22 protein-coding genes are annotated in these 16,925 nt (G+C 68.1%); 10 read left to right on the forward strand and 12 right to left on the reverse strand.

Features of this window, described 5'->3' with window-relative positions:
* Positions 1–239: 239 nt before the first annotated feature.
* From VNR19_RS04320 to VNR19_RS04345, 6 genes are all read right to left on the reverse strand, one after another.
* Positions 240–470, reverse strand: a complete 231-nt coding sequence (locus tag VNR19_RS04320; RefSeq protein WP_325724254.1) for a hypothetical protein — start codon at positions 468–470, stop codon at positions 240–242.
* Positions 471–838: 368 nt separating this feature from the next.
* Entirely contained in the window at positions 839–988 is a 150-nt protein-coding gene (locus VNR19_RS04325; protein ID WP_325724256.1) for a hypothetical protein, read from the reverse strand.
* Positions 985–1,698 carry a hypothetical protein gene (locus VNR19_RS04330; protein WP_325724258.1) on the reverse strand — a complete coding sequence of 238 codons (714 nt, stop codon included), beginning with the start codon at positions 1,696–1,698 and terminating at the stop codon, positions 985–987. Before VNR19_RS04330 ends, VNR19_RS04325 begins: the two co-directional genes overlap by 4 nt.
* A gap of 189 nt (positions 1,699–1,887) precedes the next feature.
* Positions 1,888–2,385 (reverse strand): hypothetical protein, encoded by a 498-nt coding sequence (locus tag VNR19_RS04335; protein WP_325724260.1) that lies wholly within the window; start codon positions 2,383–2,385, stop codon positions 1,888–1,890.
* A gap of 155 nt (positions 2,386–2,540) precedes the next feature.
* The gene (locus tag VNR19_RS04340; protein WP_325724262.1) at positions 2,541–2,864 is read right to left on the reverse strand and encodes a hypothetical protein; all 324 of its coding nucleotides are present in this window, start codon (positions 2,862–2,864) and stop codon (positions 2,541–2,543) included.
* Positions 2,865–2,866: 2 nt separating this feature from the next.
* Entirely contained in the window at positions 2,867–3,061 is a 195-nt protein-coding gene (locus VNR19_RS04345) for a helix-turn-helix domain-containing protein (RefSeq protein ID WP_325724264.1), read from the reverse strand.
* Between the two features lie 116 nt (positions 3,062–3,177).
* Between VNR19_RS04345 and VNR19_RS04350 the strand changes: the two genes are divergently transcribed.
* Positions 3,178–3,813 carry a helix-turn-helix domain-containing protein gene (locus tag VNR19_RS04350; RefSeq protein WP_325724266.1) on the forward strand — a complete coding sequence of 212 codons (636 nt, stop codon included), beginning with the start codon at positions 3,178–3,180 and terminating at the stop codon, positions 3,811–3,813.
* On the forward strand, positions 3,788–4,864 hold the full coding sequence (locus tag VNR19_RS04355; protein WP_325724268.1) for a tyrosine-type recombinase/integrase: 1,077 nt from the start codon (positions 3,788–3,790) through the stop codon (positions 4,862–4,864). The genes VNR19_RS04350 and VNR19_RS04355 overlap by 26 nt, the downstream gene beginning before the upstream one ends.
* Before the next feature lie 2 nt (positions 4,865–4,866).
* Here the strand turns inward: VNR19_RS04355 and VNR19_RS04360 are convergent, their stop codons facing one another.
* Positions 4,867–5,589, reverse strand: coding sequence for a hypothetical protein (locus tag VNR19_RS04360; protein WP_325724269.1), 723 nt, complete (start codon positions 5,587–5,589; stop codon positions 4,867–4,869).
* A 51-nt stretch (positions 5,590–5,640) separates the two neighbouring features.
* The gene (locus VNR19_RS04365; RefSeq protein WP_325724270.1) at positions 5,641–6,252 is read right to left on the reverse strand and encodes a TetR/AcrR family transcriptional regulator; all 612 of its coding nucleotides are present in this window, start codon (positions 6,250–6,252) and stop codon (positions 5,641–5,643) included.
* Between the two features lie 72 nt (positions 6,253–6,324).
* Here VNR19_RS04365 and VNR19_RS04370 point away from each other — a divergent pair, with 72 nt between their 5' ends.
* Genes VNR19_RS04370 through paaZ form a run of 3 tightly spaced genes read left to right on the forward strand, consistent with a single transcriptional unit; the run spans position 6,325 to position 10,135 of the window.
* Complete coding sequence (locus VNR19_RS04370) at positions 6,325–7,098, forward strand: enoyl-CoA hydratase/isomerase family protein (protein WP_414684118.1); 774 nt, start codon at positions 6,325–6,327, stop codon at positions 7,096–7,098.
* Positions 7,095–8,060, forward strand: coding sequence for a 3-hydroxyacyl-CoA dehydrogenase family protein (locus tag VNR19_RS04375; protein WP_325724272.1), 966 nt, complete (start codon positions 7,095–7,097; stop codon positions 8,058–8,060). The genes VNR19_RS04370 and VNR19_RS04375 overlap by 4 nt, the downstream gene beginning before the upstream one ends.
* On the forward strand, positions 8,060–10,135 hold the full coding sequence (gene paaZ / locus VNR19_RS04380; protein WP_325724325.1) for a phenylacetic acid degradation bifunctional protein PaaZ: 2,076 nt from the start codon (positions 8,060–8,062) through the stop codon (positions 10,133–10,135). The genes VNR19_RS04375 and paaZ overlap by 1 nt, the downstream gene beginning before the upstream one ends.
* Positions 10,136–10,141: 6 nt before the next feature.
* On the opposite strand, the gene VNR19_RS04385 is transcribed toward paaZ, so the two are convergent.
* From VNR19_RS04385 to VNR19_RS04400, 4 genes are all read right to left on the reverse strand, one after another.
* Positions 10,142–10,852 (reverse strand): peptidoglycan DD-metalloendopeptidase family protein, encoded by a 711-nt coding sequence (locus tag VNR19_RS04385; RefSeq protein ID WP_325724327.1) that lies wholly within the window; start codon positions 10,850–10,852, stop codon positions 10,142–10,144.
* 84 nt (positions 10,853–10,936) lie between these two features.
* The gene (gene paaI, locus VNR19_RS04390) at positions 10,937–11,386 is read right to left on the reverse strand and encodes a hydroxyphenylacetyl-CoA thioesterase PaaI (RefSeq protein ID WP_325724274.1); all 450 of its coding nucleotides are present in this window, start codon (positions 11,384–11,386) and stop codon (positions 10,937–10,939) included.
* 532 nt (positions 11,387–11,918) lie between these two features.
* Complete coding sequence (locus VNR19_RS04395; protein WP_179490645.1) at positions 11,919–12,140, reverse strand: helix-turn-helix domain-containing protein; 222 nt, start codon at positions 12,138–12,140, stop codon at positions 11,919–11,921.
* On the reverse strand, positions 12,140–12,616 hold the full coding sequence (locus VNR19_RS04400; protein WP_325724278.1) for a DUF2975 domain-containing protein: 477 nt from the start codon (positions 12,614–12,616) through the stop codon (positions 12,140–12,142). The genes VNR19_RS04395 and VNR19_RS04400 overlap by 1 nt, the downstream gene beginning before the upstream one ends.
* 353 nt (positions 12,617–12,969) lie before the next feature.
* Between VNR19_RS04400 and paaA the strand changes: the two genes are divergently transcribed.
* The 5 genes from paaA to paaE are packed head-to-tail and all read left to right on the forward strand — an operon-like array spanning position 12,970 to position 16,916.
* Positions 12,970–13,944, forward strand: coding sequence for a 1,2-phenylacetyl-CoA epoxidase subunit PaaA (paaA, locus tag VNR19_RS04405; protein ID WP_325724280.1), 975 nt, complete (start codon positions 12,970–12,972; stop codon positions 13,942–13,944).
* Positions 13,944–14,249 (forward strand): 1,2-phenylacetyl-CoA epoxidase subunit PaaB, encoded by a 306-nt coding sequence (gene paaB, locus VNR19_RS04410; RefSeq protein ID WP_325724282.1) that lies wholly within the window; start codon positions 13,944–13,946, stop codon positions 14,247–14,249. The genes paaA and paaB overlap by 1 nt, the downstream gene beginning before the upstream one ends.
* Positions 14,246–15,199, forward strand: a complete 954-nt coding sequence (gene paaC, locus VNR19_RS04415) for a 1,2-phenylacetyl-CoA epoxidase subunit PaaC (RefSeq protein WP_414684119.1) — start codon at positions 14,246–14,248, stop codon at positions 15,197–15,199. The genes paaB and paaC overlap by 4 nt, the downstream gene beginning before the upstream one ends.
* On the forward strand, positions 15,193–15,702 hold the full coding sequence (paaD, locus tag VNR19_RS04420) for a 1,2-phenylacetyl-CoA epoxidase subunit PaaD (protein ID WP_325724284.1): 510 nt from the start codon (positions 15,193–15,195) through the stop codon (positions 15,700–15,702). Before paaC ends, paaD begins: the two co-directional genes overlap by 7 nt.
* Positions 15,702–16,916 (forward strand): 1,2-phenylacetyl-CoA epoxidase subunit PaaE, encoded by a 1,215-nt coding sequence (paaE, locus tag VNR19_RS04425; RefSeq protein ID WP_325724286.1) that lies wholly within the window; start codon positions 15,702–15,704, stop codon positions 16,914–16,916. Before paaD ends, paaE begins: the two co-directional genes overlap by 1 nt.
* Positions 16,917–16,925: the final 9 nt, after the last annotated feature.

Consider the following 16,925-nt stretch of genomic DNA (forward strand, 5'->3'; position numbering starts at 1 on the left):
CAATGCGCAACGTCTCCATGGCTACCTCGGCGACGTCCCGCCCGTCGAGTTCGAGAACGCGTTCTATGCTGTCCAAGCCGACCGCGAACTGCTGGTCGGAATCAAATAGCGCGAGTCTCCATCAGACCCAGGGCGCTTCAGGTTGAAGAGGTCCGTGGGGTTGGCTTCGGTCTGTTGTTCGCGGGGGAAGAGCCGGTTCGCGAGTTCGCGGAGTTCGGCTTCTTGCTCTTCGGTCCAGGTCATCGGCGTGTCTGCTTTCTCTTGGGGGTTCGGAATCTGCCGTTGGGCCATACGGTTTCGGGCAGCAGGTTCGGGGGTTGGGTTTGTTTGGCGATGACTTCGCGCATGCACCTGGTCTTGTGGGTTTCGCGTTGTTCGGGGGTGAGGGCGTGGCAGCGGTAGCAGTCGGACATGGCCGCGTCGAGGTCGGCTTCGTAGTCGCGTGGGGGTCGGGGGGTGTAGGGGGTCATTTGTTCTCCTCGAGTTGGTCGCGGAGGTTGAGGAGGGCGGCGAGCGCCTGCCTCACCTCGACCTCCTTCTGCGTCGGTGCCCTGTTGCCGTAGGTTTCGCGCTGCCACTTCATGGCTGCCTCCCTCGACAACGGGCGGCGGTTGATGCGTCCGGTTTCCCGACGCCACCTGTCCCACTCCTCGAAGGACATCTGCGAAGGGTCTTGTTCAGTCGCCACTTAGGGCCTCCAGGTCGGATCGGGAGAGCTTGGGGTAGTTGGGGCAGTGGGGTTCGTGGAGCGTCTGCCGAACGGGAAGGTTGGTTACCGCATTGGGCCAGAGACGCACCCACGGGTGGCAGGTGAGGCATTCAGCGACGACGACGTGCTTCATGCGTTCACCTGCCGTCTCGGTTCGGTGATGTCGGGGTTGGGTTCACCGATTTGGGCGTAGTACTTCGCGAGCTCGGCAGCGAACGCGTAGGGGTCGTTCCACGCACGGCAGAGGGCGTCCCAATTGCTGGGCTTCGGTGCGCTCATCGGTACATCCACTCCTCGTTCTTGGGGACGACTCGACGCTTCTCCGGGCAGTAGTTGCAGGTGCCGTCCGCGAGCCACTTGTGGTTCCCCTTCGCGCAGAAGACCTCAGCCGGATCGAACGCGATCTTCTTGGGCTCACTCGCCGCCCGCGCTTCACGAGCCGTCTTGCATCCCCAGCAGGACACCCCGGCGTCGCCGTCCGGGTGCTTCGCACAGACAGTGGGATCGACCTTCTTCGCGTCGAGACGAAGATCCGCGTTACCGGTCACGTAGGCAGAGGCCCCCTTAACTGAATTAACTTCTTGGGGGCCTACGCCTACGTGTTCGGCAACGTGACCGGTAACGTCACCGGACTCCAAACGCGATCTGAGACCTTCGCGATACTTGGCCTGGTTCTTACGCTTGCGCTCGCGGTACGCGTGCACAGTGGCCGCTGAGGACTGCCTGAGGCCACGATCATCAGCCCAGCCCTGCAACTGGAAGCCGTCGTCGGTGCGCTCCGCCAGTTCCGCGACGACGAGGCTGTCGATGTCGTCTTCGGTCACACCGTCCGAGTACAGGAACCGGTAGTGGCGGGACTGCACCGCCCCGTCCGTGCCCTGCTCGGCGCACCACATCAGAGCGTTGGTGAAGATCCGCCAGAGACGGTCGGACATGTCCATGAACCGGAGCTCTGTGAGCCAGTAGCCCGGAAGCCTTGCATCTGTCATCGCGCCTCACCGCCTCGAGCACGGTCGCGTGCCTCAGCGATGCGGTCACGGGCCTCACGGAACTTGGTCCACTTGGTCTGTCGTCGGGTTGCCCTCCCGGGCTTCTTGTTGGTCTTGGTCATTGCTGCTCCGATGTGAAGTTGTGAAGTAGAAGAAGGGGTCCGACCCGTAGGCCGGACCCCCGAAGGGTCAGTTGTCGACGAGCATCCGCAGCGCCGCCGCCAGAATGTCGATGTTGTTCTCGTTGTTGACGAGCGAGGCCGTCGCCTTCGCGTCACCGGACCTCACCGCCGCGACGATCCGAGCGGACTGCGCCGCCTCCCGCTCACGGCGACGACGATGCACCTCCGCAATACGCGCCTTCTCGTACTTGGCGACAGCGGCTCGAAGCTGCTCCTCGGTCGCGTCCGCGGGTCCGAAGCTGATCGCGTCGAAGTAGATGTTCCAGTGGGTCTCGAGGGGGTTTTCCCGGTCCCAACCCTGCGCGAGACGTTCCGCCCTGAGCTCCTCGAATCGCCGCTGCGACATGCGCTCGTGCTGACGGACGTCGACGAGCATCCGGGCTTCGTGCTTCGAACACTTCGGCTCGATGTGCCCGAGCCGGTCGATGCGGTGGTCGACGATCAGGTGCATGCGGTGCGCGAGGTCTTCGCGGGTCAGGCCCGCGGCCTCCCGAGCCCCCTGCAACTTCGCCCCGACCTCACACTGGCGGCGTGTATCAGACCGCGTGGCAGTGGGCTCTGTGGGGGTGGGTTGGTGTACGCTATAAACAGACATAGCCGGTTCCCTTTCCGTGGTTGGTGGGGTTCTGGTCCTGGCCCTGGCTGAGCTGCACACTCAGGTCAGGGCCGTTTCTTATGCCGGGGGGGGCGTTTCTTGCCCCCGACGTCTCGGGTGTGTCGATGTGATTCCCACTCGCCGCCGATCATGCTGTCGACGAGTTGGTCGATGCGGAGCAGAACTGTGTCGTAGTCGTGCTGCCGCAGGTGTTCACGGATGATGCGGGCGAGCTTCGCGTGACTGATTCCGGCGATGGCGGTGCGCCCGTTGTGGGTGAACACCATGCCTGCTTCAGTGAGTCTCTGCATCCCGTGTCTGAGAAGCTTGTCGACCTGGTGCGGATCCAACATCCTCCGCGTGCCGGTCGACGTCCTGTAGACGGTCACCGCTAGGCGGATACCTCGAACGCGGCTGCAATGTGCGCCTCCACGTCCTCCCGGCGAAACATCCGCCGGCCCATGATGATCGCGCTCTTGGGCGCGGTGCCCATGTGGATCTGGTATCGCAGCGCAGCCGGCGTGCGTCGGAGCATTGCCGCGACTTCTTCGACCGTGAGCAGCTCCCCGAAAGCGTTCCGCTTCATGTCGCTCCCTCCTGTTGGCTTGCATTTCTGCAAGGTTGGTACTCCCAGAATAGGGACCTAGGGAGCGTTTGTCAAATTTGGGCGCGCCGCTCTTTCAGTTGTGAGATAGTGGGAGGGTGGCACCTGACGACACTTCAGCCCTTGACGAGCGGTATGGCCGACAGTTGCGTGCGATTCGAGAGGAGCGCGGCGTGACGCAGGCCGAGCTCGTTGCGCAGATGCAGGAGCGGGGAATCCGCTACATGAACACGTCTACCCTCTCCCGCATCGAAGCAGGCACCCGCCCGGTGCGTCTCACGGAAGCACAGGTGATCGGGCGAATCTTCCAGGTCAGCGTCGACAGCATGACGTCCGACTTCGAAGAAATCGCGTTGTACGAGTCACGTGCGCGGTCGGCGCGCCTCAGGTACATGACATTCCGGGACTCGGTAGTGATGGTCACGCGGTCGCAACTCGCGCTCGAGGAATACCTCCCTCGCCTTCATGAGATCCGCGACAGCGGCATTGACAAGAGCCTTCGTGACGCGGTGGAGCACACCATTCGCAACATCGAGGGTTACCTCCAGATCGACGTGGCGGAGGAGGCCGCTGCCCTGCGAGATGAGACGCGCGCAGAGGAGAAGCCTGCCGACACACCCGCAGGCCGGTTCCTCAAAGCCCGCCGCCGCCGCGCCGTCTACTCTCCCGGCTCGCCGTTCATCTTCAACATGAGGGAGGACGCCGACGATGGCGAGCCTGAAGCAACGCCCTAACGGATCATGGCGCGCCCGCTACCGCGACGCGACGGGGAAGGAGCACGCGCGGCACTTCAAGCTGAAGCGGGACGCGCAGCGGTGGCTCGACGAGGAGACCGCGAAGCTGGTCACCGGAAGTTGGACGTCGCCGCGCGACTCGAAGATCACTGTTGGGGAATGGTGCGACCGGTGGCTTGAGGGGTACTCCGCACGCCCGTCCACGGTTGCTCAAGCCCGCGTGCACGTGAAGCTCATCAAGGAACAGTTCGGGTCGCGGCAGATCCAGTCGATCAAACCGTCTGATGTGAAGGCGTGGACGCGCAGCCTTGAGAGCACGTATGCGAAGTCGTATGTTGCGGCGCTGCATGCCCGCCTGGGTCAGATCCTCATCGACGCGGTACATGACGGGATCATTGCCCGCTCCCCCGTGTCTCGACGCACATCGCCCGGTCGCGGTTCTCAGCGCCCGTACGTCGCGTCCACCGAACAGATTTGGGCGATCTACGACGCCCTTCCCGAGCACGCCCGCGGGATCGTCATTCTGGGCGCGTTCGTCGGCCTCCGCAGGAACGAGATCATCGCGCTGCGGGTCCAGGACGTGGACTTCATGCGAGGCGTCGTCACGCCCGCGATCCAGTACGGCGGCAAGCCATTGAAGACTGACGAGTCCCGGAACCCGATCCCGATCCCGCAGGAGGTCGCGTTGGAGCTCAACCGGATGCCGGCGAAGTACGGAAGCGACACCATCGTCGTGAACCCGTGGGGGAGGCAGATGTCTCCCAGCATGGCGAACGCGCTGTTCAGCGCCGCGTGCAGAACGGTGAAGGGTCTGCCTGAGGGATTCCGGATCCACGATCTCCGCCACTACTTCGCGAGCCTCCTCATCGCCGCGGGCCTCGACGTCAAGACCGTGCAGGCGCGCCTGCGACACACGTCCGCGAAGACGACACTCGACACCTACGGGCACCTGTGGCCGGACCGTGACGAGTCCTCCCGTCAGGCCGTTTCTGAGGCTTTTGCGGACCGGTTGCGGACTATCGCCCCGGTTGCCGCGGAATCACGCGGATAGTCTCAGTACAGGAGGAACTGCTTCGACGTCGTCGATGCGAAACCGCCGATCTCGACGCTCAAGTGGTACGAAGCACCGCCGCCCGCGGCCCGCGGACGCTCCGCGCTGCCGCATGTCGAGACCGACGAGCGCGTGCGATCCCATACGAGGGGTGCGGCGCTCGCGACCGACTGACCGGCCTTGAGCGTGACGACGACATCGCTCGGCTCCGACTGGCAGTCCGTCGAACGCCACCACGTGTCACTGCCGCTCGTGATGACGAACGACTGAGTCGCGGTTCCCACATTGATCGTGCAGTCCTGCGCGGAGACGTTCGTGAGCCGGATCGACAGCTGCGGATTCTGCCCCGGCGCGTACGTGTCCTGGTCGGTGACGGCTTCGACGGTCACGTCCCGCGCGAGGCACGGTTCGATCGCCGGCGCGGCGGGCGGGGGCGCGGCATCTTCGGGCGGCGCCGATGGCGTCTCGGGCCCGGGCTCCTCCGGAGCGGGCGTCTGCGAACCGGCGGTCTCGGGCACGGGAATCGCTGTTGTGACATCCGTCGTCTCACTGCTCGACGGAGTCGGAGTCGACGCGGATGCGAACGCGTCAGCCCAGCTGCGCCAGGGCTGTGCGATGAGGAGCCAGATCGCCGCGATCACGATCACCAGGCCCAGCAGCACCGTCAGCCGCCGGCGCCGATACACCGCGGGCGGATGCCGCCGTCGCCGTGTCGTGCCGCTCATGCGTCCAGGGTAGGTCGGGCCCCGCGCCCCGCCCCGGCGGCACGCCCGTGTTCAGCGCGTGCGGAGGCCGTCGAGCGCGACCGCGAGCACGTCGTCGGCGAGCTCGTCGGCACCCTCGGGACCGGTTGGCCGGTACCACTCGACGATCGAGTTGACCATGCCGAACACGAGACGGGTGGCGACGGATGCCTCGATGTCGGCGCGCACCGACCCCTCGCGCTGCGCTTCGCGTACGAGCGCTGTGATCGCGTGGTCGAACGTGCGGCGGCGTTCGAGGGCCGACCGCTCCACGGCGCTGTTGCCCCGCACACGCAGGAGGAGCGTCACATAAGGAAGACGCTCGACGAGCACGCGCACCGCCCCGCGGAGCACGAAGGCCAGCCGCTCGGTCGCGGTGCCCTCGGTCGCCCCGGGCTCGGTGAGCACTCCCTCGAGTGCGCCGAGTGCTTGTTCGAGCGCGACGCCGAGGAGCTGCTCCTTCGAATCGAAGTGGTGGTAGAGGGCCGACTTCGACAGCCCGAGCCTGTCGGCGAGGGCCGCGATCGACGTGGCGTCGTACCCGTGCTCGTTGAAGACGGCGACGGCGACATCGAGCACCGCGTCCTGGTCGTAGCCCGGGCGGCCTCGACGGGAGGCGACGGGCGGATCAGCGGCGGTCGTCACGCGCTCCAGTCTGTCACCGGCGGTGGCGGATGAGGGGCGCGTCTGCCATAATTCCTGAACGATCGGTAAGTAATGGCGATCGAGAGGACGACGATGCCCGAGCCCGCGACGCGCGTCTGCCTGCGCGTCGAGCGACTCGGCGATCGGGTGGTCGCGACCCTCGACCGTCCAGAAGCCCGCAACGCGATCGATCAATCGATGATCGACGCCCTTCACGCGCTGTGCGAAGGGCTCGAGGCGTCGCCCGCGGTGCTCATCCTCACGGGCGCCGGCGGCGTGTTCGCATCCGGCGCCGACATCGCGCAGTTGCGCGACCGCCGGGCCGAAGACGCGCGGCGCGGCATCAACGCGCATGCCTTCCGACGCGTGAAGGCGCTGCCGATGCCGGTGATCGCCGCGATCGACGGCTGGGCGCTCGGCGGCGGCGCAGAGCTCGCGTATGCGGCCGACCTGCGCATCGGCACACCCCGCATGCGCATCGGCAACCCCGAGACCGGCCTCGGCATCATCGCGGCTGCCGGCGCCACATGGCTTCTGCCGCGGCTTGTCGGCGACGCGCGGGCGAGCGAGCTCCTCTACACCGGCCGCGTGCTCGACGCCGAGACGGCACTCGCGTGGGGACTCGTCTCGTCGCTCCACGAACCCGACGAGCTGCTCTCCGCCGCGCACACGCTCGCCGACCGCATCACGGCGAACGACCGGCTCGCGACGATGCACACGAAGCGAGCGCTGCGTGCTCCCGCGGAGGCGCACCCTGACATAGAGCTCGAGCTGCAGGCAGAGTTGTTCGAGAGTCCCGAGAAGTTCCGCCGCATGACCGAGTTCCTCGAGAGGAAGAAGCGATGAGCTCCGTTGACCCTTCGTCTCGCTTCGCACGCTCAACGACCGATGCGCGCGGCACCGCTCGCGCCACGACCACCGACGCCGCCGAGGCGGGGCCGGCCCGAGTGCCGGCGCGCGTCGGCGTGCTGGGCGGCGGGCGCATGGGCTCGGGCATCGCGCATGCGTTCGCAGTGGCGGGCGCGCGCGTGGTCGTGGTCGAGCGAGACCGCGAATCGGCGGATGCGTCGGGCCGCCGCATCCGTGATTCCCTCCGTCGCACAGCCGAGCGCTCCGCCGCCGCGGGTGAGCCGCTCTCGCCGCTCGACGCGCTGTCGTCCGCATTCACGATCACGACCGACGTGTCGCTGTTCGAGTCGTGCGGCCTCGTGATCGAGGCCGTGCCCGAGGACCGCACCCTCAAGGCCGCCGAGCTCGCGCGCGCCGAGGCCGCGATCGCCCCGAACGCGGTGCTCGCGACGAACACGTCGTCGATCCCGATCGAGGCGCTCGCAGCGAGCCTCACACGCCCGCAGCGGTTCCTGGGCCTCCACTTCTTCAACCCCGTTCCGTCGTCGCAGCTCGTCGAGATCATCGTGGGCTCCGCCACCGACTCCGCGGTGGTCGACGAGGCGTACGGCTGGGTCTCCGCGCTCGGCAAGCGCCCCATCGTCGTGCGCGACAGCCCCGGGTTCGCATCGAGCCGGCTCGGCGTCATGCTCGGACTCGAGGCGATCCGCATGCTCGAGGAGGGCGTTGCGAGCGCCGAAGACATCGACGCGGCGATGGAGCTGGGATACCGGCATCCGATCGGGCCGCTGCGGACGACCGACATCGTCGGGCTCGATGTGCGCCTCGCGATCGCCGAAGAGCTCGAGCGCACGCTCGGCCCGCGCTACTCCCCGCCCGAACTGCTGCGTCGCATGGTCGCCGAGGGCGACCTCGGGCGCAAGACCGGCAGAGGCTTCTACGAATGGAACGACAGGTGATGACGGAGATCGTGGCGAGCTACCTGCGCGACGAGTGGTGGAGACCGGATGCCGCGTCGGACGCGACCGTCGTGCGCGACGCGTCGACGGGCGAGGAGTTCGCGCGCGTCAGCGCGGCAGGCGCCGACATCGCGGGTGCGCTCGAGCACGCCCGCACGGTCGGGCAGCGCAGCCTGGGGGCCATGACGTTCCACCAGCGCGCGCTGCTGCTCAAGCAGTTCGCGCAGGCGCTCACCGAGCGCAAGGCGGAGCTCTACGAGCTGTCGAAGCACGCCGGAGCGACGCAGCGCGACGCGATGATCGACGTGGACGGCGGCATCGGCGTGCTGTTCACCTACTCGTCGAAAGGCCGGCGCGAGCTGCCGAACTCGTCCGTGATCGTCGACGGCCCGGTCGAGATGCTGTCGAAGGACGGCACATTCCTCGGGCGGCATATCTACTCGCGCCTGCCCGGGGTCGCGGTTCAGATCAACGCGTTCAACTTCCCCGTGTGGGGCGCTCTCGAGAAGTTCGCACCCGCGTTCCTCGCCGGTGTGCCGACCCTCGTCAAGCCCGCGACGCCTACCGCCTACCTCGCGGAGGCCTGGGTGCGAATCCTCGTGGACTCGGGGCTCCTCCCCGCCGGCTCGCTGCAGCTCTTGAGCGGGTCGGCGCATGATCTGCTCGACCACCTGCGGCTGGGTGACCTCATCGGCTTCACGGGAAGCGCCTCGACCGCCGAGCGGCTGCGGGCACATCCGAGCGTGCAGACGGGCGGCGTGCGCTTCACGGTCGAGACCGACTCCATCAACGCGTCGGTGCTCGGGCCCGACGCCGAGCCGGGTACGCCCGAGTTCGACGCCTACATCAAGCAGCTCATGGTCGAGCTCACGAGCAAGACCGGCCAGAAGTGCACCGCGATCCGGCGGGCGATCGTTCCCGAGGCATCCGTCGACGCCGTCGTCGAAGCGCTGCGCACCGCGATCGAGAGCCGCGTCGTCATCGGCGACCCACACAACGACACCGTGACGATGGGTCCGCTCGTGTCGACCGAGCAGCGCGACGACGTGCTCAAGCAGGTGGCGGCGCTCAAGTCCGCAGGCGGTCGCGTGCTGGTCGGGTCGACGGATGCCCCGCCCGTCGTCCACGCCGACGGAACGGTCGCGCCGGCGCCCGAGGGCGCGTTCGTCGCGCCGATCCTCGTCGGCTTCGGCCATGACGCGCCGGACGCCGTGCACGAGGTGGAGGCGTTCGGGCCCGTCGCGAGCCTCCTGCCGTACTCGACGCTCGACGAGGCGGCTCGCCTCGTCGACCGCGGCGGCGGCTCGCTCGTCACGAGCGTCGCCACGAACGATCCCTCCGTCGCGGTGGAGCTGCTCTCGCGCATCGGCGCGTACAACGGCCGCGTCCTCTTCCTCAACCGCGACAACGCCCGCACATCCACGGGCCACGGCTCGCCCGTGCCGCATCTCGTGCACGGCGGTCCCGGCCGGGCGGGAGGCGGCGAGGAGCTCGGCGGCATCCGCGCGGTGCTGCACCACATGCAGCGCACGGCCGTGCAGGGATCGCCCGAGATGCTGACGGCACTCACCGGAGTGTGGCACGAGGGCGCGCCGGCGCGTCAGGACGTGCATCCGTTCCGCAAGTCGCTCGCCGAGCTGCGCCTCGGCGACCAGTTCGCGTCGGAACCCCGGCCCGTCACCCTCGAGGACATCGAGACGTTCGCGCACTTCACGGGCGACACGTTCTATGCACACATGGACGAGGATGCAGCATCCGCCAACCCGTTCTTCCCCGGCCGGGTCGCGCACGGCTACCTGCTCGTCTCGTGGGCGGCAGGGCTGTTCGTCGACCCCGACCCGGGCCCCGTGCTCGCGAACTACGGCCTCGAGAACCTGCGGTTCCTGACGCCCGTGTCGCCGGGCGATGAGATCCGCGTCGTGCTGACGGCGAAGCAGATCACGCCGCGCGAGACCGAGGACTACGGCGAGGTGCGCTGGGATGCGGTGATCCGCAACCAGCGCGACGAGACGGTCGCGACCTACGACGTGCTCACCCTCGTGGCGAAGGAGCACGCCGCGGTCGCGACCGTATGAGTCCCGCTAGACCTTGATGAGGCCCTGCGTCGAGGTGCTCGTGAAGGCACCCGACCAGAACCAGAGGCCGGTGAAGTGGCCGCGGAACCAGATGTCGTTCCCCTCGACCATCTCGCCGCGCGTGAAGGCGTTGAAGGTGCCCGCGATGCCCGCGGCGAGCGACCCGCGGATCGGAGCCTGGCGCGACGGCGCCACGCGCCCGTTGACGAACGCCTTCGAGACGCGCTGCTGGATCGAGGCGGGCATCGGGACCGGCTGGCCCATGCGGTTCGCGATCCACGTGACGGGGTCGACCGTCTTGACGAGCTGGCCGCCGCGGAAGAAGCGGACCTCGACGTGGTCGCACTTGCCCTGCGCGTTGCCGCTCTCGCCCATCAGACCGATGGGCTGACCCGCGACGACCTGGGACCCCCTCATCACCCGGAGCGAGCCCGGCTGGATGTGCATGCGCACGACCGTCACGATCTGCCCGTCGATCTGGTTCGGCAGATCGATCGCGACGGAGACGCCCGCCGCGGAGTTGAGCACCCCGGCGAAGGTCACGTTCCCGGGCTCGATCGCCCGGAGCTCGCTGTAGCCGATGAAGTCGGCGCCCGCGTGCGTGCGGCCGCCCGGGCGCGGTGCGCCGAATTGCCCCCCGTTCGAAACGTCCGGCCTCGTGGCCAGACCGTTTCCCCAGACCGTCGTGATCCTCTCCTCACAGCAGGCAGGCCGGATCCGGAGCTTCGGATGCCACGGGCGGCGATGCTTCTTGGAAGAGGGGAGGCGCGGGCGGCGCGCGTGATACGCGTGCGCGTGCCGTCAGGCCGGCGGAAGCGTGCGGTCGGTCGTGAGCGAGCGTCCGCGGAACTCGGCGACGATGTCGCCCTGGTCGTCGACGACGGTCACGTCGTAGAGCCCGGACCGGCCGGTGCGCACGCGGCGACGTGCGGTGGCGGTGAGCTTCTGGCCGGGAGCCGTGGACTTCAGGAAGGTGATGTCGGCGCCCTGCGAGACGGTGATGCGCTCGTCCTCGTTGCACGCGATCGCGAACGCGGTGTCGGCGAGCGCGAACACGAGGCCGCCGTGCGTGATGTGGAATCCGTTCGTCATGTCGTCGCGCACGATCATGCTCACGACGGAGTGCCCCGCCTCGTCGTGCACGACGACCATGCCGAGCGCCGCCGACGCAAGATCGCGCTCCATCATGGCGCGCGTGGGGCGAACGGATGCCGCGCCCGCGCGGTCGGGATCGGTCGGTTCCGTCGTCATCGAAGGTCTCCGGGTCGAGTTGAGACCGAGCCTAATGCGGTCGTGGGCGACGGGCCCCAAGGACGGTCGCCCGATCATCATCGACGTCCGCTCCGGCTGCCCCGACATGACGATCGCGTCCGGCAATGTCGTCCTCATGGGAGGCGGCTCCGGGTACAGCATCACAGTGAAGGAGGGCGCGCACCTGGTCTATTGGGGCTCAAGCTGCGCGTACGCCGAGGAGATCCTCTACCTGATGTATCGGGGATACGGCTACGCCGCCGCGAACGTCTACTCGGGGAAGCGCATCATCAGCGTGTGCTTCTGGTGGACGCGTGCTGGCGTGCGCCTCTCGCCCAACACCTGCTCGAACGCGTGGGAGCACGGGATCGTCCTGGAACCGCGGCCTCCAGGTCGGCCGAGACCAGTGGGACACCCTGGACCCGAACGCGCCGCCCACCGTGTTCAACATCCAGACGACTCGAATCGACCCGGGCATCTTCGAGGCGGCGCCGTGAGTTCGCCTCTCGCGGGGTGTCCTCGAGGGGTGAACTCACGAGTCGTGCACTTCATCGGGGGCGTAGACCAGGAGATCGCCGGGCTGACACCCGAGAACCCGGCATATCGCCTCGAGCGTGGAGAACCTGACTGCCTTCGCGCGCCCGCTCTTGAGAACGGAGACGTTGGCGGGTGTGATGCCGATCGCTGCGGCGAGCTGATTCACCGTCATTTTCCGCTTGGCGAGTTCGACGTCGAGGTTCACGACGATCGGCATCAGATCACCTCGGCGAGCTCGGCAGCGTAGCTCGTCGCCGTGGAGAGGAGGCCGCGAATCACGATGAAGACCAGGAGCGCCATCACACCGATGAGCGCCCCCGCGATGAGTCCGATGGCGACCAAGCCGGGGAGCGCAGAGGTGACAGTCAGCGCTGCGAAGGCGAGCGCCATCAGTCCGGTGAACACCGCCGCAACCCACGCCATCGCCGTCAGCACACCCAACGCTGTGGGAACGAAGATGCGACCACGGCCAACCATCGACAGCAGAACCCACAGGAGGACAAGGACCGACTGGATGCACGCCACCGCGACGATGGCCCAGACGATCCCCGCGATCGCTAGGGGGCGGTAGTCGGGGAAGTTCGCCATGGTCTCACTCGCCGCAAGCGGAATGATCACGGCTTGCACGGGAATCAGCAGCAGAACCAAGAGCGCACAGGCGAGCTTCGCCAGCCCGGTGACCCAACCGTTCATGCGACTTCCGTATCGTTTCTCGATACATTACATCGACAAACGATAATCTCGGTAGTGGCTGGGTGGGATCGCCGCGCTCGAATCGGAACCGGCCGCATGTCCGGTGGGGCGCTTGCGCGCTTTGGAGGACGGATCGTCGGGTTGCTCACTAACGAGCAGCTATGAGCATCTCCGGGCACCCCTCCTCACGGGCGACGCCCGCATCGCGCAGGCCGCGGGCGTCCGCTGTCCCGTCGAGGTCTTCCGCTGATCCTGTCGACGGATCGGCCCGGGTGACACCCATCCGCCGCGTGGTGGCATAATAACTGAACGAACGGTCTGTAATTCGGATCGTGATCCGTCAGGAGTCGACGATGACCACCACCACCCTCGACGACGTCGTCGAGCGCTCGCCCGAAGAGGCCGCCTTCGACGCGATCATCGACGCCGACTCGCGCGTCGAACCGCGGGACTGGATGCCCGAGGCGTACCGCAAGACGCTCATCCGGCAGATCTCGCAGCACGCGCACTCCGAGATCATCGGCATGCAGCCCGAGGGCAACTGGATCACGCGGGCGCCGAGCCTCAAGCGCAAGGCGATCCTCATGGCGAAGGTGCAGGACGAAGCCGGCCACGGCCTGTACCTGTACTCGGCGGCGCAGACGCTCGGGATCACCCGCGACGAGATGACGCAGCAGCTCATCGACGGGCGCGCGAAGTACTCGTCGATCTTCAACTACCCGACCCCGACGTGGGCCGACATGGGTGCGATCGGATGGCTCGTCGACGGCGCCGCGATCTGCAACCAGGTGCCGCTGTGCCGTGCGTCGTACGGACCGTATGCGCGCGCGATGATCCGCATCTGCAAGGAGGAGTCGTTCCACCAGCGGCAGGGTTTCGAGATCCTCCTGACGCTCATGCAGGGCACGGACGCCCAGCGCGAGATGGCGCAGGACGCGGTGAACCGCTGGTACTGGCCTTCGCTCATGATGTTCGGCCCTCCCGACGACCAGTCGCCGAACTCGGCGCAGTCCATGGCGTGGAAGATCAAGCGCTTCTCGAACGACGAACTGCGCCAGCGGTTCATCGGGATGCTGGTGCCGCAGGCCGAGATCCTCGGTGTGACTCTGCCCGACCCGAACCTCCGCTGGAACGAGGAAACGGGCCGGTGGGACATGAGCGAGATCGACTGGGACGAGTTCCGCGAGGTCCTCTCCGGCCGCGGACCGTGCAACGCCGAACGGCTGCAGCGTCGACGCGACGCACACGAAGACGGTGCGTGGGTGCGCGAGGCCGCGGCGGAGTACGCCCGAAAGCAGGCCGCGAAGGCCGAGAAGGCGGTGGCGTGATGGCGACTCCGGGAGCCGAAGGCCGCGAGACGTGGCCCTTGTGGGAGGTGTTCGTGCGCGCGAATCGAGGCCTCAGCCACGTGCACGCGGGGTCATTGCACGCCCCCGACGCCGACATGGCGCTGCGCAACGCGCGCGACCTCTACACGCGGCGCGGTGAGGGCACATCGATCTGGGTCGTGCCGGCGGATGCGATCACCACGAGCGACCCCGACGCGAAGGGCGCCTTCTTCGAGAGCCCCGCGGGCAAGAACTACCGCCACGCGGTGTACTACACGGCGACGGAGGGGGTGCCGCACCTGTGAGCGGGCAGACCCCCACCACCGCAGCCGGTTCGGGGCGGAAAACCGACTTCGGGGCGGACGAAGTACGCCCCGAAGTCGGAAATCCGCCCCAAACCTCAGACGCTGCGCCCGACGTCGACCTCCACGGCGAAGTCACCGTCGACCAGATCGCGCTCGCTGCCGAGCTCGCGGGCGAGGGCGGGCGCGCGGCATCCGCCGAGATCGCCGAGTACGCGCTGTGGCTGGGCGACGACGCGCTCATCCTGTCGCAGCAGCTCGGGTACTGGATCGCTCGGGCCCCCGAGCTCGAGGAGGATGTCGCGCTCGCGAACATCGCCCTCGATCTGCTCGGCCACGCCCGGTCGCTGCTGCACTACGCCGGCTCCTACGACGGGCGATCCGAGGACGACCTCGCGTACTGGCGCGACGAGCGCGACTTCCGGTGCGCATGGCTGTTCCAGCAGCCCAACGGGGACTTCGCCCACACGATCGCGCGGCAGCTCGCGGCATCCGCCTATTGGTTCGAGCTGTACGGGGCGCTGCGCGCATCGACGGATCCGACGCTCGCGGCGATCGCGGACAAGGCCCTCAAGGAGGTCGACTATCACCGCGACCACGCCGTGCAGTGGACGCTGCGCCTCGCGGGCGGCACCGATGAGTCGCGCCGGCGCATGATCCGCGCGATCGGGGACATGTGGCCGTACGTCGACGAGCTCTTCCGCGACGAGCCACTCACCGACGGCCTCGCCGACGAGGGTGTCGCGGTGCGTCCGTCGAGTCTGCGCGCGGGCTTCGACGAGGTCATCGCCGAGGTGTTCGCCGAGGCGGAGCTCGACGTGCCCGACCCGAACGCGAAGGGCGCGTTCGTCTCAGCCGGCGGTGGGCGCCACGGCCGCCACTTCTCGGCGCTCGGACACCTGCTCGCCGAGATGCAGGTGCTCGCGAGACAGCACCCGGGGGCGACATGGTGACGACCGCGCTCGACTCCCGGCTCGCCGTCGCTCGTGAGGTCGCGGCATCCGTGTGCGACCCCGAGGTCCCCGTGCTGACGATCGCCGACCTCGGAGTCCTGCGCGACGTGCGCGTCGACGCCGACGATCCCACACGTGCCGTGGTGACGATCACGCCGACGTACTCCGGATGCCCTGCGATGGATGCGATCCGCGACGACCTCGTTCTCGCCCTGACCGACGCCGGCTTCGAGCACGTCGAGGTTCGCACGGTGCTCTCTCCGGCGTGGACGACGGACTGGATGACGGATGCCGCGAAGCAGAAGCTCCGCGAGTTCGGCATCGCCCCGCCGACGGGCCGCGCGGCCGCACGCGGGCCGATCCGCGTCGCGCTGGGCGTGAAGTGCCCGCGCTGCGGATCGCTCGACACGCGCGAGGTGTCGCGGTTCGGGTCGACATCGTGCAAGGCGCTGTTCGAGTGCCGCTCGTGCCTCGAGCCGTTCGACTGGTTCAAGGTGCACTGATGGAGGCACGGCTTCCGCACGCGCCCGCGACCGACGAGCACTCGACGCTCGACAACGCGCCCGAACTCGCCGAGGCATTCCTCGCGAGCGCCGTCGGCGGCACGCGCAAGGGGCGGGCACGATTTCACGAACTCGAGGTCGCCGACGTCCGGCCGCTCACCGACGACGCGATCGAGGTGACGTTCGCCGTGCCGGAAGAGCTGCGGGGCGAATTCGACTACCTCGCCGGGCAGCACGTCGCGCTGCGCACGCACCTCGACGGCCAGGAGGTGCGCCGGTCGTACTCGTTGTGCCGGCCGCCGACGCGGGGCGCGGCATCTGGAACCGGATCGATCAGCATCGCCATCAAGCGCGACATCGGCGGCCGCTTCTCGACGTGGGCGCACGGCAGCCTCAGACCCGGCGACCGCCTCGACGTCATGAGCCCGCAGGGGTCGTTCACGTCGGCGCTCGCCGACCTCGACGGGCGCCACGTCGCCGGCATCGCCGCGGGCTCGGGCATCACCCCGCTCATGGCGCTCGCCGCGACCGTGCTCGCGCGCTCCGACACGTCGCGGTTCACGCTCATCTACACGAACCGCTCCACGAGCGACGTGATGTTCCTCGAGGAGCTCGGCGGGCTGAAGGACCGCTACCCGGCCCGGCTCGCACTGCACCACGTGCTCTCGCGCGAGCAGCGCACGGCTCCCCTGCTGTCGGGCCGCATCGACGAGCCGAAGCTCCGGACGATGCTCGACGTGCTCCTGCCGCCCCAGACGGTCGACGAATGGTTCCTGTGCGGGCCGCTCGACCTCGTCCAGCTGTGCCGCGATGTGCTCGCCGATGTCGGCGTCGACCGCGCGCACGTGCGGTACGAGCTCTTCACGACCGGCGAGCCCGGGCAGCCGGCACCCGTCGCACCACGCAACGTCGAGGTGCGTCGCGGAGAGCCTGTCGTCACGGTCGAACTGACGCTGGACGGCGTCTCGTCGACGGTCGAGAGCCCCGTCGACGCGCACGAGACGATCCTGAACGCGGCGCTGCGCGTGCGCCCGGACGCACCCTTCGCGTGCACCGGCGGCGTGTGCGGCACGTGCCGTGCGCGGCTCGTGTCGGGCTCGGTGCGGATGACGGAGAACTGGGCGCTCGAACCCGACGAGCTCGAGCGCGGATACGTGCTCACCTGCCAGTCCCACCCGACGACCGACCGCGTCGTCGTCGACTACGACGGATGAATGGAGTCC

The sequence above is a fragment of the Microbacterium sp. genome (genome assembly GCF_035556355.1).
In the GTDB taxonomy this organism is placed as follows: domain Bacteria; phylum Actinomycetota; class Actinomycetes; order Actinomycetales; family Microbacteriaceae; genus Microbacterium.

What these genes read in the sequence shown, in the direction of transcription:
- VNR19_RS04370 (WP_414684118.1), top strand. Translation starts at nt 6,325, where the DNA reads ATGGCGATCGAGAGGACGACGATGCCCGAGCCCGCGACGCGCGTCTGC.
- paaE (WP_325724286.1), top strand. Translation starts at nt 15,702, where the DNA reads ATGGAGGCACGGCTTCCGCACGCGCCCGCGACCGACGAGCACTCGACG.
- VNR19_RS04400 (WP_325724278.1), bottom strand. Translation starts at nt 12,616, where the DNA reads ATGAACGGTTGGGTCACCGGGCTGGCGAAGCTCGCCTGTGCGCTCTTG.
- VNR19_RS04325 (WP_325724256.1), bottom strand. Translation starts at nt 988, where the DNA reads ATGAGCGCACCGAAGCCCAGCAATTGGGACGCCCTCTGCCGTGCGTGG.
- paaD (WP_325724284.1), top strand. Translation starts at nt 15,193, where the DNA reads ATGGTGACGACCGCGCTCGACTCCCGGCTCGCCGTCGCTCGTGAGGTC.
- paaB (WP_325724282.1), top strand. Translation starts at nt 13,944, where the DNA reads ATGGCGACTCCGGGAGCCGAAGGCCGCGAGACGTGGCCCTTGTGGGAG.
- VNR19_RS04345 (WP_325724264.1), bottom strand. Translation starts at nt 3,061, where the DNA reads ATGAAGCGGAACGCTTTCGGGGAGCTGCTCACGGTCGAAGAAGTCGCG.
- paaI (WP_325724274.1), bottom strand. Translation starts at nt 11,386, where the DNA reads ATGACGACGGAACCGACCGATCCCGACCGCGCGGGCGCGGCATCCGTT.
- VNR19_RS04395 (WP_179490645.1), bottom strand. Translation starts at nt 12,140, where the DNA reads ATGCCGATCGTCGTGAACCTCGACGTCGAACTCGCCAAGCGGAAAATG.
- VNR19_RS04320 (WP_325724254.1), bottom strand. Translation starts at nt 470, where the DNA reads ATGACCCCCTACACCCCCCGACCCCCACGCGACTACGAAGCCGACCTC.
- paaA (WP_325724280.1), top strand. Translation starts at nt 12,970, where the DNA reads ATGACCACCACCACCCTCGACGACGTCGTCGAGCGCTCGCCCGAAGAG.
- VNR19_RS04330 (WP_325724258.1), bottom strand. Translation starts at nt 1,698, where the DNA reads ATGACAGATGCAAGGCTTCCGGGCTACTGGCTCACAGAGCTCCGGTTC.
- VNR19_RS04355 (WP_325724268.1), top strand. Translation starts at nt 3,788, where the DNA reads ATGGCGAGCCTGAAGCAACGCCCTAACGGATCATGGCGCGCCCGCTAC.
- VNR19_RS04375 (WP_325724272.1), top strand. Translation starts at nt 7,095, where the DNA reads ATGAGCTCCGTTGACCCTTCGTCTCGCTTCGCACGCTCAACGACCGAT.
- VNR19_RS04360 (WP_325724269.1), bottom strand. Translation starts at nt 5,589, where the DNA reads ATGAGCGGCACGACACGGCGACGGCGGCATCCGCCCGCGGTGTATCGG.
- paaZ (WP_325724325.1), top strand. Translation starts at nt 8,060, where the DNA reads ATGACGGAGATCGTGGCGAGCTACCTGCGCGACGAGTGGTGGAGACCG.